15 protein-coding genes are annotated in these 15,319 nt (G+C 35.7%); 9 read left to right on the forward strand and 6 right to left on the reverse strand.

Translation table 11 applies throughout. From position 1 onward, the window contains the following. Positions 1–244 precede the first annotated feature (244 nt). Both MHH96_RS09380 and MHH96_RS09385 read right to left on the reverse strand, forming a co-directional pair. Positions 245–3,664, reverse strand: a complete 3,420-nt coding sequence (locus MHH96_RS09380) for a carbohydrate binding domain-containing protein (protein ID WP_341117142.1) — start codon at positions 3,662–3,664, stop codon at positions 245–247. A 298-nt stretch (positions 3,665–3,962) separates the two neighbouring features. After that, positions 3,963–4,112, reverse strand: a complete 150-nt coding sequence (locus MHH96_RS09385) for a hypothetical protein (protein ID WP_156485502.1) — start codon at positions 4,110–4,112, stop codon at positions 3,963–3,965. A gap of 322 nt (positions 4,113–4,434) precedes the next feature. Here MHH96_RS09385 and MHH96_RS09390 point away from each other — a divergent pair, with 322 nt between their 5' ends. The 3 genes from MHH96_RS09390 (at position 4,435) to MHH96_RS09400 (ending at position 6,556) form a co-directional block, all read left to right on the forward strand. Then, positions 4,435–4,692 carry a hypothetical protein gene (locus MHH96_RS09390; RefSeq protein WP_053215642.1) on the forward strand — a complete coding sequence of 86 codons (258 nt, stop codon included), beginning with the start codon at positions 4,435–4,437 and terminating at the stop codon, positions 4,690–4,692. Positions 4,693–5,335: 643 nt separating this feature from the next. Then, on the forward strand, positions 5,336–5,830 hold the full coding sequence (locus MHH96_RS09395; protein WP_047941817.1) for a YehS family protein: 495 nt from the start codon (positions 5,336–5,338) through the stop codon (positions 5,828–5,830). A gap of 18 nt (positions 5,831–5,848) precedes the next feature. Then, on the forward strand, positions 5,849–6,556 hold the full coding sequence (locus MHH96_RS09400) for a M48 family metallopeptidase (RefSeq protein ID WP_047941679.1): 708 nt from the start codon (positions 5,849–5,851) through the stop codon (positions 6,554–6,556). Between the two features lie 34 nt (positions 6,557–6,590). On the opposite strand, the gene MHH96_RS09405 is transcribed toward MHH96_RS09400, so the two are convergent. Then, positions 6,591–6,839, reverse strand: a complete 249-nt coding sequence (locus MHH96_RS09405; protein ID WP_341117147.1) for a hypothetical protein — start codon at positions 6,837–6,839, stop codon at positions 6,591–6,593. 46 nt (positions 6,840–6,885) lie between these two features. After that, complete coding sequence (locus MHH96_RS09410) at positions 6,886–7,776, reverse strand: LysR family transcriptional regulator (RefSeq protein ID WP_047941678.1); 891 nt, start codon at positions 7,774–7,776, stop codon at positions 6,886–6,888. 137 nt (positions 7,777–7,913) lie between these two features. On the opposite strand from MHH96_RS09410, the gene MHH96_RS09415 reads away from it, so the two are divergent. Continuing rightward, complete coding sequence (locus MHH96_RS09415; RefSeq protein WP_047941677.1) at positions 7,914–9,002, forward strand: NAD(P)-dependent alcohol dehydrogenase; 1,089 nt, start codon at positions 7,914–7,916, stop codon at positions 9,000–9,002. A 219-nt stretch (positions 9,003–9,221) separates the two neighbouring features. Further along, positions 9,222–9,761, forward strand: a complete 540-nt coding sequence (locus tag MHH96_RS09420; protein WP_341117149.1) for a hypothetical protein — start codon at positions 9,222–9,224, stop codon at positions 9,759–9,761. A 27-nt stretch (positions 9,762–9,788) separates the two neighbouring features. Here the strand turns inward: MHH96_RS09420 and MHH96_RS09425 are convergent, their stop codons facing one another. Together MHH96_RS09425 and MHH96_RS09430 are read right to left on the reverse strand one after the other, a co-directional pair. Continuing rightward, entirely contained in the window at positions 9,789–10,370 is a 582-nt protein-coding gene (locus MHH96_RS09425) for a DUF6944 family repetitive protein (RefSeq protein ID WP_047941675.1), read from the reverse strand. Between the two features lie 138 nt (positions 10,371–10,508). Beyond that, positions 10,509–10,748 (reverse strand): hypothetical protein, encoded by a 240-nt coding sequence (locus MHH96_RS09430; protein ID WP_047941674.1) that lies wholly within the window; start codon positions 10,746–10,748, stop codon positions 10,509–10,511. A 262-nt stretch (positions 10,749–11,010) separates the two neighbouring features. Between MHH96_RS09430 and MHH96_RS09435 the strand changes: the two genes are divergently transcribed. The 4 genes from MHH96_RS09435 to MHH96_RS09450 all read left to right on the forward strand — a co-directional run bounded on the left by MHH96_RS09435 (position 11,011) and on the right by MHH96_RS09450 (position 15,313). Next, positions 11,011–11,970, forward strand: a complete 960-nt coding sequence (locus tag MHH96_RS09435) for an ABC transporter ATP-binding protein (RefSeq protein ID WP_047941673.1) — start codon at positions 11,011–11,013, stop codon at positions 11,968–11,970. A 3-nt stretch (positions 11,971–11,973) separates the two neighbouring features. Beyond that, entirely contained in the window at positions 11,974–13,488 is a 1,515-nt protein-coding gene (opuFB, locus tag MHH96_RS09440; RefSeq protein WP_047941672.1) for an osmoprotectant update ABC transporter permease/substrate-binding subunit OpuFB, read from the forward strand. Between the two features lie 274 nt (positions 13,489–13,762). Continuing rightward, complete coding sequence (locus MHH96_RS09445; RefSeq protein WP_047941671.1) at positions 13,763–14,188, forward strand: NUDIX hydrolase; 426 nt, start codon at positions 13,763–13,765, stop codon at positions 14,186–14,188. Positions 14,189–14,479: 291 nt separating this feature from the next. Next, the gene (locus tag MHH96_RS09450; RefSeq protein WP_095259177.1) at positions 14,480–15,313 is read left to right on the forward strand and encodes a phosphate ABC transporter substrate-binding protein; all 834 of its coding nucleotides are present in this window, start codon (positions 14,480–14,482) and stop codon (positions 15,311–15,313) included. Positions 15,314–15,319: the final 6 nt, after the last annotated feature.

Here is a 15,319-nt window from a genome sequence, read left to right on the forward strand (position 1 = left end):
ACATTTTCGTTAAGGTATTTAAAAATAAGATAACTTTGATAAAGAAGATGATCTCCGTGAATAGGGGATCATCTTTTTACTTCTTACTTTTTAATAGAAAATCAGAAACTAAAATTTAACAATAAGTGCGGTTCTTGGAAGTTTTTCCTGATTTCTATAATTTGAATAAAGACTCTATAGATGCTAGCCTTTTTTTTTAGTCATTGGATCTATAGAGTTCATTATTGTGTTATATAGTACTTCTTTATGGGTGTCCCCTTGTTACTTGACCATTTTTAAGAATGTACTCCCCTGATTTAAAGTGATAGTTATTACCTTGATTGTTGTCCCATGAATTATTTCCATTATTAAAAGCAGCTTCAAGACCGTCTGCTGTACCAATATCCAATGTAATCACAAAGTAGCCTGGATAATCGCTTTTGGACATTTGTGTTCCAGGTAATGTACTCCAATGCCCGTCATATGGTGAATAGTGAATCCGAGGTTCATTCCATCCAGTATAATAATAAATGGTTACTTTATTAGTGGACGGAGGTTCCCCTTCTAAAAGCTGTCCATTGTCCACAGTAAAGGTGCCATTTGTAAAAGCGTAATTTTTCCCGTTGTTATTATCCCACTTTCCTTTACCATTGTTAAAGGCTGCATTTATTTTATCGGCCTCTCCTAAGGGAATGGTTGTTACATAGTAAGCTGGAATACTAGATTGCTCCATTTTCTTACCAGGTAGATGTGTCCAATCTCCATCGCCAACTTGATAATGGATGTAAGGATTCTCAACACCTTTATAATAAATCGTTACTTCATTTGTGCGAACCTCTGTTGTTGTAACAGAAATAATATTGCTGCTTTTTGATTTCCCTATATCATTGATGGCTATTACATAATATTCGTATTCTGTCTGTGGACTGACACCAGTATCCTTATAGGAGGTAGTAGATGTTTCTCCAATTTTTTCTGCATCTCGGTATACAGCATAATGAGACACGTTAGCTGATGAAGCTTCCCAATTTAGTGTTACGGAACTAGCATTCACTTCCGTTGCTTTTAAATTTTTTGGAGCTGAAGGGACAACTGGAGTAGTTGGATCACTATCATGCCATTCTCCATCAAACCATCCGCTTGTGCTTCTTATGAATCCAGGCTGATTAGGACCAGGCCACTGATTATTAGCATCCTTAAAAATTACATTCATACTCTCGGTTCCTTTAACGGTATATACATACCAATCATCTTTATAATGCTCCATCTTTGGTGCGTTATTCCAAGAAGGTTCATCAACTTTTGGTTCCGTATCATAATAATAAAGATGAGGTGTACTCCAGTTATCTGGTTTCTTAAAGTAAATAGTTAAGCCATCAATTTTTGTGAAAGTATAGGTTTTCTCTGCTTCTCCATATTGATTTTTGGCCGTTAAGGTAAGAATAATTTCATCCCCAACCGCGGTATCTGCACCCAATGAGATGGTTTTCCCTTTTGTATATGCAACTGGCTCTCCCTCGTTAATTTTATAAAATGCTCCTTCAACATTTTGATAATCCAAGGTTACATCAACTGTGTCGTCATAGAATGTACCACCAGGCGGATTAGCAGAGACTTTCGGCAATGGAGCGATTTTTTTATAAGTATACTCTTTTGCAACAGGACCTGAGTCATTTTCGGCATAGAGTTTTAGGACAAGTGTTTCGCCTATTTCTAGAGATTTTCCGATCGATAATTTATCTTCATCAACAAATGCAGTACCATTTTCACTAGGATCAGATCCATCTACTGTGTAGTAGCCTTCGGCTGTATTTTTTAAACTAAAGGATATTTCCAACTCTTCTGTATCAAATTCACTACTATTAGGAGTTACGGAAATGGATGGAAGAGCCTCTCCTTCGCGTTCTATTAATAAAACACCGTTCTTATGTGGTGTAAACGTAACCTTTCCATTGTGAACAGTAGCTGTATTGCCTGTATAGAAATCTTTCAGCTTATCTCCATCATTAAATACAGATGAAACGTCAATCGTTGTTTTGCCACTAGCTCCTACTGCAACAACAACTCGATCGTCTAATTCATTGCTGCTGAGGGTACGGCTAAATGTATAAGGGCTATTTCCAATTTGCTTATGCTCACCTGCACCAATTGCCTGGTGCCTATTTCTAAACTGCCCCATTTTTTGCCAATGAGTGAGAACTTGTTCGTTAATTGAATCCCAATTCATGGAGGATCTTGTTCCCTGATTAGGATCCGACCCTGTTGGACCGAATGGTCGGGCTGTTTCATCTCCATAAAATATTTGAATACCACCAGGTAATAACATTAAATAAGTTCCACCATCAATTAATCGATCTCTAGGATAAAGCGATGTATCATGTTGAGATAGATAGCTCAGTACATTGAAATCTGGATCGGTATTGATTTTGCTTGCATAATGTGAAAACGTATCTTCCATTGATGCTAGATTGTATGCTGGACCATTTGCACCTTCTCCTTGGAAGGTAAAATTAATAATAGAGTCAAAACCATTGTAAAAATACTCACTTTTTCCTACTCCGTGTCCCCAAACTTCACCTGTCATCCAAAAATCATCATCCCATTGCGCACCAGGGGCATCTGGATTATTGGCCCGCCATTTCCAAAGTGCATCATTGGCTTCTTCTTTTAGTTGTTTCCACCGGTGGATTTCTACATGTTTGGCTGTATCAACTCTAAATCCGTCAATTCCGAACTCTTCTACCCATGAGGATAACCATTTAGTGATGTAATCAGCAGGGGCAACTCCCAAATTTTTACGTAAATCTTTTGCAGCTGGAACAATCCAAGAATCGTATGATCCATTTTGCTCCTTATTCCATTTATTTTTTAATAAGTCAGGTAGACCTAAGTCTTGCGTAACATCTGTACGGAAATCAGGAAGTCCAGAAAGACACATATTTTTATCATCATTCCCACATTGAGTATAGCCGCCAATCCCTGCTTTTACCCAATCTCCCCACCAATTTTTCCATGCATTCGCATCGTCATAATTGATATAATTATGAACATCATGCCAGGATTGTCCAGAACCTGGTGTCCAAGTTTCAGGTACCCCTGGATTACCAAAATTGTATTCATGCATATCTTTAATAGTATTATATCCAGCATGGTTCATTACAACATCCATAATTACTCGAATGCCTCTTTCATGAGCCTTATTAACAAACTCTCTCATTTCATTTACAGTTCCCATGTTTTGGTCTACCATGGTGTAATCTAATGCATAATATCCGTGGTAAGAATAATGAGCGAAATCACCGCTATTACCCCCGCCAACCCAGCCGTGGATCTGTTCATAGGGAGCAGTAATCCATATTGCGTTGATTCCTAAATCTGTAAAGTAACCTTCGTCCAACTTATTTGTAAGCCCTTTCAAATCACCGCCGTGAAAAGTACCGATGTTACTTCCGTTTGCATCTGTTTGCGGTCTTCCATAGGAATTATTATTAGCGGTGTTCCCATCAGCAAAACGGTCTGTCATAGCAAAATAGACTGTTGCATTATCCCAGGAAAAGTCGTTTTCTTCTAAATTAATAGTCTCTGCTTTAACTTGATGTTGTTCATTTGAACCTTGAAACGTTAATCCAGAAAAGATAGTAAGGAAAATTAAGAATAAGTAACTTAGTTTTTTGAAAAAAATCATTTGATCCCTCCTATATTTGTAAAAACGTTTGCACCAAGTATTAAAGTTCACCTCCTCATTTTTTAATAAGTATTAAGTTTTAACTATGCAAACGATTTCAATGTTGGTACGAGGATATAATAGCATAAATTTATTTAATAATCTTTAATAATAGTAGAAATGAGTAAAAAGTCGGAATAGTAAGAAAAAAAGATGGGAAAAAAGCAGTTTACAAGAGATAGTTTTAAGGAGAAGTGGTTAATCTATAATTCCCGATTGCCAAAATGATAATTAGTAAGGTTCATGTTGATAATCTCTTCTATCTCTGTTCTTTTACGCCTGGATAGTTTGCTGAAGATTCCTCATAGATCGTATTATAGCTTTCTTTATCAAAGGCAATCGCTACATGAGGATCTCTTAATCGCTCTGCTTTTCGATCAAAAAATGCACTAAGTTGAATAATAACCATTAAGCCAGGATTGAGTAATATTTGCTTAGTATGGTAATCACTTGTGCTTGTATCATGGTTTTAGCTTATATTGTTTCTATGATTATTTCGCTTAGGATTAAGAAAATATCTGCATATGAACTAATTACAGAATAAAGAAAAACCGTGCAATAAATATAAAGCAATAGGAATTTTATAGGAGTCCTAACTAACCAGCGGGCAATTTAATAACCAGCTCATTATCTTTATTAGAGTGATTTTCTATTCTATCTTAAAGTTTAATTAAGATAAAATCCGACTTTTTGGGAATAGTAATCTTAATTAATGATAAAGGGTGGGCACGATGAAAATAATGAAATATTCCAAGACGCTGTTGATTTTGTCGATGATCGTACCTTGGGTGACGGTACCTTTATTAGGTAAAAATACACTTAAACGATATATAGCTGCAAGCACGTTTATTGCGTTGATGGTGAGATTGACAAATATCGTTGCTAAAAGACGTAAATGGTGGTGGTGGTATGAAAAAATCCATCCAAGAATACCTGGAGACATTCCGTTTATGTTAGGATCCTTTTTGTGGGTACCATTTGGATATTAAAATGGACATACGGAAAGTTCTTTACTTATATGGGGATCAACATGGTTATTGATTCTATATTTACCTATGTTATTGTACCTTACTTAACTAAATTTGGGATAGCATCGTTGGTGCGATTATCCAAAATGCAGATAATGTATGTGTTTACGGTTTTAGCTTTAATCTTATATGCCTTTCAATTTTTATATGAAAAGATTCAGTTTAATAGATGGAAACTAAAACATAAAGAGTAAACGAGTTTAGCAAGACCAAAACATATAATGGTATAGTAAAACGAATAGAAATGGGATTCATTATGAAGGTTGGAATTTATGGATTTCTGTAATCGTTGATCGGTTCTTTTGGATATTTTATTACTGTATTATACGTGGATATCTAAGTCAGATAATCTCCCTAATTAAATTAAAATTCATTTAGCCCAAGAAGTTGGGTTATTTTTGTTAGAAAGGTTGATTGTTTTAAGGAAAAAGGAAGCAGTATTCATTCCTTTTTTATATGGATATATATTGAATTTATTAGTGGAAGATCCTTTGCGATCTAGAGGTACTATACTTTTTGAGGATAATTATTTATGATTAACACTAGAACTCTACTGAAGGTAGATGAAAAGTATATAGTTGTTTTGAAAATTGGAGGGAAAATCATGGAGAATAATGATATTTTAATTCGTTTAAGATACGCGTTAGAAATAAAAAATAGTGAAATGGCTGAAATTTTTAAGCTTGGGGGAAAAGAGGTATCTGTGCCTGAAGTAGTAAGAATACTGAAGAAGGCAGATGAAGAGGCAGAAAATGATGATCAAATCAAATTGACGAATAGTATGTTAGATTCCTTTCTAAATGGCTTTATTATTTATAAGAGAGGAAAGCAGGAGCCAAAACCAGGACAATCCAGCGCACCTGAATCATCGATAAAAAACAATACGAGTGTTAATAACATTTTATTAAAGAAAGTTAAAATTGCGCTGTCATTAACGACAGAGGATATGATTGATATATTTAAAAAAGCAGGATTAAATGTGTCTAAAGGGGAATTAGGAGCTTTTTTAAGGAAAGAAGGCCATAAAAACTATAAGGTGTGTTTAGATAATTTCGCTAGAAACTTCTTAAAGGGATTAGCTATTAAATATAGAGGATAAGTAAAGGTAGGTGACGATATGCTGCATACCTACTTAGGTGAAACAATTCGTTATGAAATAAAGTATAAAAATCGTACTTCCATTGGAATAACATTAGATGGATATGGAAACATTGAAATCTTGGCTCCCAAAAAGACATCAGACGATTATGTCCATCAAGTACTGGAGCAAAATTGGAACCAAATTCAAACCAGAATAAAAGAAATGCAGACAAGAATGGCAGGCCCGCAGGAAAAGGTATATGAGAATAAGGAGAGATTTCTTTATTTAGGTAATAGCTATCCTATTGACATTATCCAAGATATAACGGTTGTTCAAGAACAGGTGAAATTCGAAGTGGACAAGCTGTGTATCTATATAAAAGAGTATGATAAGAAACAAATAAAAAAATTATTAAAAAGGTATTATTATCAGCGAAGTAAGTCTTTAGTGGAGGAGAGGGTCTCCTTCTATCAAAGTAACTTTAAAACAAAGCCTCGATCCATAAGGATTACGGATAGCAAAACCAATTGGGGCACCTGTGATTCTAATTTTCAATTAACCTTCAATTGGAGGTTAGCGATGGCTCCACTTGAGGTAATTGATTATGTTGTTGTTCATGAAATGTGTCACATGGTTCATCTTAATCATGATCGCTCTTTTTGGAGACTTGTTGGGAAGTTAATGCCTGACTACAAGGAGAAAGAGAAGTGGCTAGCTTTATCTAATTGGAAAATGACAGTCTAGTTATATGGAGAGAAAACAGAATTTGACTGGAGCATTAATCCAGTCTTTTTTGAATGACGGAGATTGATAACATAAAAGCAATAATTAATTTCTTATACTTTGGCTGATAAGTTATGTGGTTTGGCTGATAAATTCCCAAGTTTGGCTGAAAAGAGCAGGAGTTTGGCTGATAAATCCCAAGTTTGGCTGAAAAGAGCAGAAGTTTGGCTGATAAATCTCGAATTTGGCTGAAAAGAGCTGAAGTTTGGCTGATAAATCTCGAATTTGGCTGATAAGCCCTCAACTTTGGCTGATATCCTAAAAAATCGTACCTCACTTTTGCCTATGTCTCAGTTCTTTTTATTAATTTCCTTAAACGATTCAATCATATGCTGCCGAAACTGTCTTGCTACATAAGAATAATGTCTATTTTTTAACCAAGCGAAACCAACCATTTGATAACAATGGGGATTCTTTAGACGAATGATTTTACTATTAGTTAGTTGTTTGCCTAAAAAAGAATATTGAGGGTAAAAGGAAATACCTTGTCCTTCGTCAACAAGCTGCAAAACTATCGATAGTTCCGTTCCTTCAAATACAATATTAGGTGTGAAGCCAGCTTGTATACAACATTGTTCAAACATACTTATAGATTCTAATCCTGATTTATAGCCAATAAATCGTTCATTTTTTACATCTTGTAAATCAATTTCATCTAAGTGTGCTAGTCGATGATTTTTTGGAACGATTAAATCCAACCGTTCTTTTAAGACAGGCAGCCATTCTATATCCGGCCCTGTTATGGGTGTATTGGAAACACATAATTCAATTTCTCCCCGCATTAACCGTTCCTTTGCAATAAAATCAGGTAATATCGATTGTTGAATCCGTACATTTGGTCTTCTTTCATAGAAACGTTTGAATATAGAAGGAAGAATGGTGGAACTCATGACACTAACCGATACTTGATCTTCCTCTATTTCAGCCATTTCTTGAATTGTTTCATGGGCATCTTCTAAGATTCTTAGAGCGTGTTCTACTTCTTTCGCATAAAACTTCCCATAATTATTCAACCGAATATTCTTCCCATTTCTATTGAATAAAGGAACACCTAAATCCTCTTCTAATCTAGCGATTGTTTTGCTTAGTGATGATTGTGAAATATCTAATTGAAGTGCTGCTTGAGACATATGCTCAGTCTTGGCAACAGTGAGAAAGTAGTGTAACTGTAATAATTGCATACGAACCCCTCTTATGAATCATAATAAATATACATATTCCTTTGCTTCTATTGTATCCATTTTCGGAAAGGATTACGATAAAAACGAATTCACAAATCTGTCACATTTAAATTAAACATATATAAGGAGTAGGTCATATGAAGATTAAAGCAGCCGTTACCCCAGGGCAAGGTGAAGATTTTCTTTTAGAAGAAGTAGAATTAGCTGCCCCAAAAGCAAATGAAGTATTAGTGAAAATTGTTGCAACTGGTGTATGTCATACAGATGCAGTTGCTCGTGATGCAGCAATTGCTCCACTACCTGCAGTACTTGGACATGAAGGAGCAGGGATTATTGAAGAAGTTGGTTCAGGCGTTACACGTCTAGCAAAAGGGGATCATGTTGTATTATCCTTTGCACATTGTGGACATTGTGAAAATTGTTTAACAGGTCATCCAACTGTTTGTGAAACATTTAATGACTTGAACTTTGGCGGTGCTCATGATGATCATACTCATCGCTTATCTAAAGATGGGAAACCACTTTCCACTTTCTTTGGTCAATCTTCCTTTGGTACATTTGCAATTGCTCATGAGCGTAACATTGTTAAAGTGGATAAAGAGGTAGATTTAGCACTTTTAGGACCTTTAGGTTGTGGAATCCAAACAGGAGCAGGTACTGTTTTAAATAAAATCAAGCCTGAATTTGGAGCTACTATTGCTATATATGGTGCAGGTGCCGTTGGCTTAAGTGCTATTATGGCTGCTAAAATAGTTGGCTGTAAAACAATCATTGCTGTTGATATTCATGATTCACGGTTAGAGCTTGCCAAAGAACTTGGTGCAACACATACATTCAACGGAACAAAAGTAGATGTTGTTAAAGAAATTAAGGAATTAACAAAGGGCGGAACAAAATATGCAGTCGATACAACTGGCTTTCCTCCAGTAGTTCGTCAATGCTTACAAGCACTGCGTCCATTAGGTGTGGCAGCAGTAGTAGGAGTTACACCTGAAATGAATATTGATGTCCATAATGATATAATGGCAGAAGGAAAAACAATGATGGGTGTCATTGAAGGGGACTCTGTACCAAATGTTTTTATCCCACAGCTAGTAGAATACTACAAAAACGGTCAATTCCCATTTGATAAGTTAGTTAAATTCTATGACTTTAATCAAATTAATGAGGCTTTCGAAGCTTCTAAAAACGGAGAAGCGATTAAACCAATACTACGAATAAGTTAATAATTTAAAAATAGGAAAAGTGGCGTTAAATAGATCTATATCGACTATTGGACGCCACTTCTCTGTTCATTTATTTAAATCATTACCTCCAGCAATAAGGCCCTCAGAAACTTTCTTTTTTATCCGACTATCTTCCTGAAAAAATTGGTGAAGGGAACTTTTTACTTTAATTATTCGTAATCCTTTTTGACTTAATAAAATATATTAGGAGGAGAATTTTTGAATTTTGTTGCCTGGATGATTGTTGCTAGTGAAATAGGCTTTTGGATTGTGATTATTTTAGGATTACTAATTAGATATGTTTTTAAAAGAGAGAAATTAGGCTTTTTCTTTTTAGCGCTAACACCAGTAATTGATTTGCTTTTATTGATTACAACAAGTTTGGATATGTATCGAGGAGCTACCGCAACCACTGCACATGCCATAGCTGCTGTTTATATTGGCGTTTCGATTGCATTTGGAAAAGACATGATTAAATGGGCGGATGAGAGATTCCGGTATTACGTTGCAAAACAAGGAGCTAAACCTATTTCATTGTTTGGGATGGCATATGCTAAGCATTACTTGAAAAGTTGGGGGAAACATTTGTTAGCTTATGCTATTGGGGCAGGGATATTACTAGGCTTAATTTTTTTCATCAAGGATACTGCTCGCACAGAAGCACTAGACGGTGTACTAAAATTATGGACAGTAGTATTAGGCATTGACCTGATTATTGCGATTTCAAATTTTATTTGGCCAAAAAAGAAAAAGGATTAGAGGAAGAATTTTTCTTCCTCTATTATTTTATTCATTAATATTCAGGGCAATCTCTTCTAATTCTTCTTTAACTTGGCCAATAAGGGAAATAGCTGATCCGATGGCTTGAATCCAGCTGCCTAATACACCGATATTTTGTTGGTTAAGGTTACTTATTCCATGTAATTGTTCTGTTCCCCTTAGTGCCTGCAAAGAATTTCCAATCCCCTGAAGCAAACCACCAATTATATTTTCGATTCTTCCATTTGCTGTATGATCAAAAAATTCATCTGTAAGCCCGACAAAGCTGCCTAATGCTTGAAGCAAATTGCCTGTAATAATTAGTTTCTGCTCTGTTGGGGTGTTGCTCCATTTATAAAGAAGCAAGCCGGTTATAACCGTTGAATTTCCAATTGCCTGAATTTCATCTCCTAGTTTTTCTAATGAAATAGTCCCTTGTCCGTCAGCTTGTAATGCGCTGCCTGTTCCTTGTAATATATTGCCAAATAAACGAAGCTGATAATTTGTTTCTCTAGACAAGTGGAAAGAGGGGGTAATTCCGATAGCTGCTTGGATAGTACCAATCGTATTGATAGCTGATCCGAATATTTCTTTAAAATGACCATTCATTCCATATCAACCGCCCATTCCTTTACAATAACTAACATATTCAAAAATGTTTTAAATGGGATAAAAACGAGCTGGATATAATAAAAACAACTTGGAATAAAGTTTCCAAGTTGTTTTTTCAAACAGAAAATAATCCTTTTATTTGCTGCCGAAGCTTCCAGAAAATTGCTTTACTACTGCTTGGATTTCCTCTAATCTTTCTGGTTTTATTAGACTGATCATTTTAGGCAGAAACTGTTCTATATCATTTTGGGAAAAAGTACCCTCGTCTTGTTTTCGGAAGTTATCCATTAGTATAGCCTTTGCTTCTTCTTCTTTACCCTCTTGTACTCGCTGTAAGATAAAAGCTAAAAACTTTTCTTGCCCTTGCTTGTCCATTTCGTTGTCCTCCTAATAGTATTTATCTTTGTTTATTATAAACGTAAAAGCTGTTCTCTAAAATATGAATTTTAATATAAATGAGGATAAGTAGATCAACCAATGAGATTCTAGCCAAGCTATTCTTTTTTTGGATGGACTACTTCGTGTTATTATTAGTCCTAAATATGGGTAGATATGGTTATAGAATAAGCTTCTATCTGTTAGTGAAAGAGGCGGGGTATGAGTAGTCCTACAATTTAAATAAGGAGAACTAAATGCAATGATAAAATTTGAAAATGTATCAAAAAGATACACTGATGGAACAGCAGCAGTTGATTCGGTTGAATTAGAAATTAAGCAAGGGGAATTTTTTGTTATTATCGGACCAAGTGGTTGTGGGAAAACAACGACATTAAAGATGATTAATCGTTTAATTCCTCTTTCAGATGGCACCATTTATATAAAGGGGAAAAAAATAAGCGAGTATGATATTCATGAATTACGGTGGAATATTGGCTATGTGCTCCAACAAATTGCTTTGTTTCCCCATATGACAATTGAAGAGAATATCGCAATAGTTCCTGAATTAAAACAGTGGGAAAGAGACAGAATTAAACAACGAACCGACGAGCTTTTAGAAATGGTTGGTCTCGATCACCAAACATACGCCAATCGAAAGCCTAGTGAGCTATCAGGAGGAGAACAGCAAAGAGTTGGGGTTATTCGTGCTCTTGCGGCAGATCCAGAGATTCTATTAATGGATGAACCCTTTAGTGCCTTGGATCCGCTTAGCCGTGAAAAGTTACAAGATGATATGTTGGACTTAAAGAAAAATCTAAAAAAAACGACTGTATTTGTTACACATGATATGCAAGAAGCTTTAAAACTAGCAGATAGAATTTGCATTATGAAAAAAGGGAGGGTCGTTCAGATTGGCACCCCTCAAGAACTTATTACGAATCCTGCTAATGATTTTGTGAAGAACTTTGTTGGAAATAAACATGATAGCTGGAGCAATGATTTTCAACTGGAGAACTTATTAGAGCCAATTATGGAAGAAGAGGATATGCAAAAAAATCAAGTGAGTGCACCAATTACTGCTACTATGCAAGAGATAGTAGATTTGCTAGTGGAGTATGAACAAGTAATAATCGAACGAGATGGAACGCCTATTGGATTGGTTAATCGCAGGTCAATAATGAAATATGTATCTTCTAGTCTACTTCAGAAAGGGGTGTAAGGAATGAAGGAGCTGACACAAGTATTTCAAGACAGAAAGTCCGAATTAGCGAGCGCATTGTTTGAGCATATTCAAATATCCTTTATTGCGCTCTTTTTTGCAGCCATCATTGCTATTCCACTAGGAATTTATATTACTAGACATAGGAAGGTGGCCGAAGGGATAGTAGGAATCACATCTGTTATTCAAACAATCCCTTCTTTGGCATTATTAGGTATTTTGATTCCATTATTCGGAATTGGCAGAGTGCCGGCAATCATTGCTTTAGTTGCATATGCTTTGCTGCCAATTTTAAGAAATACATATACAGGAATTAAAGAAGTAGATCCGTCCTTAATTGAAGCGGCTCGAGCGATGGGGATGAATACAAGAAGAAGATTATTCAAGGTAGAAATTCCTCTTGCGATGCCAGTTATTATGGCAGGGATTCGGACAGCCATGGTGTTAATTGTAGGAACAGCCACTCTTGCTGCTTTAATTGGAGCTGGAGGTCTTGGCGATATTATTCTATTAGGTATTGATCGCAATAACACAAATCTAATTCTTCTAGGGGCGATTCCAGCAGCATTGCTTGCTCTTCTGTTTGACTACTTATTGAAAAAATTTGAGCAGCTATCCTATAAAAAAGCCTTTATTTCTGTTGGAGTGATTGCACTTTTATCGCTTTTAATAATTCTCATGCCATTAATAGGGCAGAAGGAGGAAGAGATTGTTATTGGGGGCAAATTAGGGTCTGAGCCAGAAGTTCTCATTAATATGTATAAAATACTTATTGAAGAAAAAACAGATCTACAAGTAGAACTGAAGCCGGGGTTAGGAAAAACCTCTTTCGTGTTTCAAGCATTGCAAACAGGAAGCATTGATCTTTATCCAGAATTTACAGGGACAGCCATTTCCGAATTTCTAAAGGAAACAGCTACTAGTACAAATCGGGAGGAAGTATATCGACAAGCAAGGGATGGTATGTTAAAAAAATATCAAATGATAATGTTAGAGCCGATGCAGTATAATAACACCTATGCATTAGCAGCTTCCAAGAGTCTTGCAGACCAATTCCAACTAGAATCAATTTCTGATCTGAAAGGGATAGAAGAGCAAATACAGGCAGGTTTTACATTGGAATTTTCAGATCGAGAAGATGGGTATCAAGGGATTCAGCATCTTTATGAACTTACCCTTCCTAATCTTGTAACAATGGAGCCTAAATTACGTTATGTAGCAGTTGAATCAGGTGAAATTAACTTAGTCGATGCATACTCCACAGATAGTGAGTTGCAGCAATACCAATTAAAGGTGCTAGAAGATGATCAAAATTTATTCCCGCCATACCAAGGGGCTCCTCTAATGAAAGAAGAAACGGCAAAAGAGCATCCTGAAATGGTAGAAGCACTAAACCAGTTAGCGGGAAAAATAAGCGATGACGATATGAGAGAAATGAATTATCAAGTAAATGTAGAAGGGGAAAGTCCGCGTGAAGTTGCCGAACAGTATTTGAAAAAAGCAGGTATTATTCAATAGGGAACATTGATTTTAATTCTATTTTTGGGAAAGCAGACCTAGCGCAGGATGGAGTAGTAATCTCAAAGCCCTTTCTGGCAAGAAGGAGGACAAAAGAAACAGAGCTACATTCTTAATGTCTTTTTCGCAAAGAGCTGAAGGATCCAAATTTCAGGCAAATCGCTTAGATTGAGAATCCTCTAAAAGATATAGAAAGAGTCAGTCCAATGGGTAAATTAAATAAGATAAAGAGAAATGTAAAGAAAACAAAGTAGATTAAGGGGGAGTTCACGAAATGTTTATTGTCAATGTAGAAGGAGCTGTTAGAAGAGCGGGTAAGTGGTTGATTGTGAAAAGAAGTAGAAAAGAGGAACACGCTGGGGGGATGCTCTCCCTTGTAGGCGGAAAAGTAGATTTGGAAGGGAATTCCATAGATATTCTTGAAAGAACGGTAAAACGAGAAATTTTAGAAGAAGTAGGTGTGACTGTTGCAGATAAAATGGAATATGTACATAGTACCTCATTCGTAACTGATAGTGGGAAGCATGTAATTGATATAGTATTTCTATGCGAGCATGAGCAAGGAGAAGCATTTGCTAAAAGTCCTGATGAAGTAGAAAATATAGAATGGCTGACAACTGAAGAGGTATTAGGTCATCCACAAGCACCTAGTTATGTAAAAGAAAGTATAAAGCGAGCGGCAGTATTGCTTCAAAAGTAAGCTTTATTAGGATAATCTACTTTAATTATTCTATGTGTAGTACCACCATTTGAGTATTGGGAAGCGATAGTAAGTAATACCAGTTTAAATATAGGTACTTAGTGAAAAAGATAACAGGATAACTGTTATCTTTTTTTTTGAATATTTACAAAAAATAACATTAGATAGATTGCTTTTAACGTTATTTACAAAACCTTTACATTCAGTCAATAGAATATTTACACTGGAGATTTATCATACTATTAGACAAGAAATGACATAAATAGTTGCTATTCTTTTTGGAGGTAAATCATGGTCATTATAAAAAAACTAAAAATAGTACTCTCGTTACTGTCTATACTCCTTTTATTATCAGCATGTTCAAGTAATGAAGAAACCGAACTATCAACAAATGACAGTAATCCAATATCGATTTCAGGATCTACTTCCGTTGGACCACTTGCTGAGAAATTAGCAGCAAAATATCATGAACACGATCAAACTAAAATTGAAATAAATCAAATTGGATCTTCCGCAGGAATTACAAATGCGATGAGTGGGGTTTCTGAAATTGGAATGTCTTCACGAGATTTAAAAGATGAAGAAAAAGGAAAATTAAAAGAAGTAGTTATTGCTTATGATGGAATAGTAGTTGTAACACATCCTAGCAATAAAGTGAAAGAATTGTCATTAGAACAAGTAAAGCAAATATTCACAGGGAAAGTGACAAACTGGAGTCAGCTTGGCGGCGATGATATGGAGATTGTGGTTGTTTCCCGTGAGGATGGCTCTGGTTCACGTGATGCATTCCAAGAAATTGTAGGCTATAGCTCAGGTGAATTAATTAGAAACTCTATCATTGCCAGTGGAAATGGAAATATTAAAACAACAGTTGCAAATAATAAACATGCTGTTGGCTTCATTTCTTTTGAATATATTGACGATGCTATCTCGACTATCGACATTGATGGCGTTGCTGCTACTGCTGAAAATGTATTAGAGCAAAAATATAAGTTAGCACGGCCATTTTTGTTTGTCTATAAAGATGGGAGTTTAACTGCAAATGGGCAGAAGTTCATCGATTTTATTCTAAGTGATGAAGGGCAAAAAATTGCAGCAGAGGCAGGAGCAATTCCTATTAAGTAATACCAA

The organism is Niallia sp. FSL K6-0212, assembly GCF_038007605.1.
Classification (GTDB): domain Bacteria; phylum Bacillota; class Bacilli; order Bacillales; family Cytobacillaceae; genus Niallia; species Niallia circulans.

Excerpts from the sequence above, each read along its gene's own strand:
- MHH96_RS09430 (WP_047941674.1), bottom strand. The coding sequence starts at position 10,748 with ATGGACAAGCAAGGGCAAGAAAAGTTTTTAGCTTTTATCTTACAGCGA.
- MHH96_RS09390 (WP_053215642.1), top strand. The coding sequence starts at position 4,435 with ATGAAAATAATGAAATATTCCAAGACGCTGTTGATTTTGTCGATGATC.
- MHH96_RS09425 (WP_047941675.1), bottom strand. The coding sequence starts at position 10,370 with ATGAATGGTCATTTTAAAGAAATATTCGGATCAGCTATCAATACGATT.
- MHH96_RS09395 (WP_047941817.1), top strand. The coding sequence starts at position 5,336 with ATGGAGAATAATGATATTTTAATTCGTTTAAGATACGCGTTAGAAATA.
- MHH96_RS09445 (WP_047941671.1), top strand. The coding sequence starts at position 13,763 with ATGTTTATTGTCAATGTAGAAGGAGCTGTTAGAAGAGCGGGTAAGTGG.
- MHH96_RS09435 (WP_047941673.1), top strand. The coding sequence starts at position 11,011 with ATGATAAAATTTGAAAATGTATCAAAAAGATACACTGATGGAACAGCA.
- opuFB (WP_047941672.1), top strand. The coding sequence starts at position 11,974 with ATGAAGGAGCTGACACAAGTATTTCAAGACAGAAAGTCCGAATTAGCG.
- MHH96_RS09400 (WP_047941679.1), top strand. The coding sequence starts at position 5,849 with ATGCTGCATACCTACTTAGGTGAAACAATTCGTTATGAAATAAAGTAT.
- MHH96_RS09385 (WP_156485502.1), bottom strand. The coding sequence starts at position 4,112 with ATGGTTATTATTCAACTTAGTGCATTTTTTGATCGAAAAGCAGAGCGA.
- MHH96_RS09450 (WP_095259177.1), top strand. The coding sequence starts at position 14,480 with ATGGTCATTATAAAAAAACTAAAAATAGTACTCTCGTTACTGTCTATA.
- MHH96_RS09380 (WP_341117142.1), bottom strand. The coding sequence starts at position 3,664 with ATGATTTTTTTCAAAAAACTAAGTTACTTATTCTTAATTTTCCTTACT.
- MHH96_RS09410 (WP_047941678.1), bottom strand. The coding sequence starts at position 7,776 with ATGCAATTATTACAGTTACACTACTTTCTCACTGTTGCCAAGACTGAG.
- MHH96_RS09415 (WP_047941677.1), top strand. The coding sequence starts at position 7,914 with ATGAAGATTAAAGCAGCCGTTACCCCAGGGCAAGGTGAAGATTTTCTT.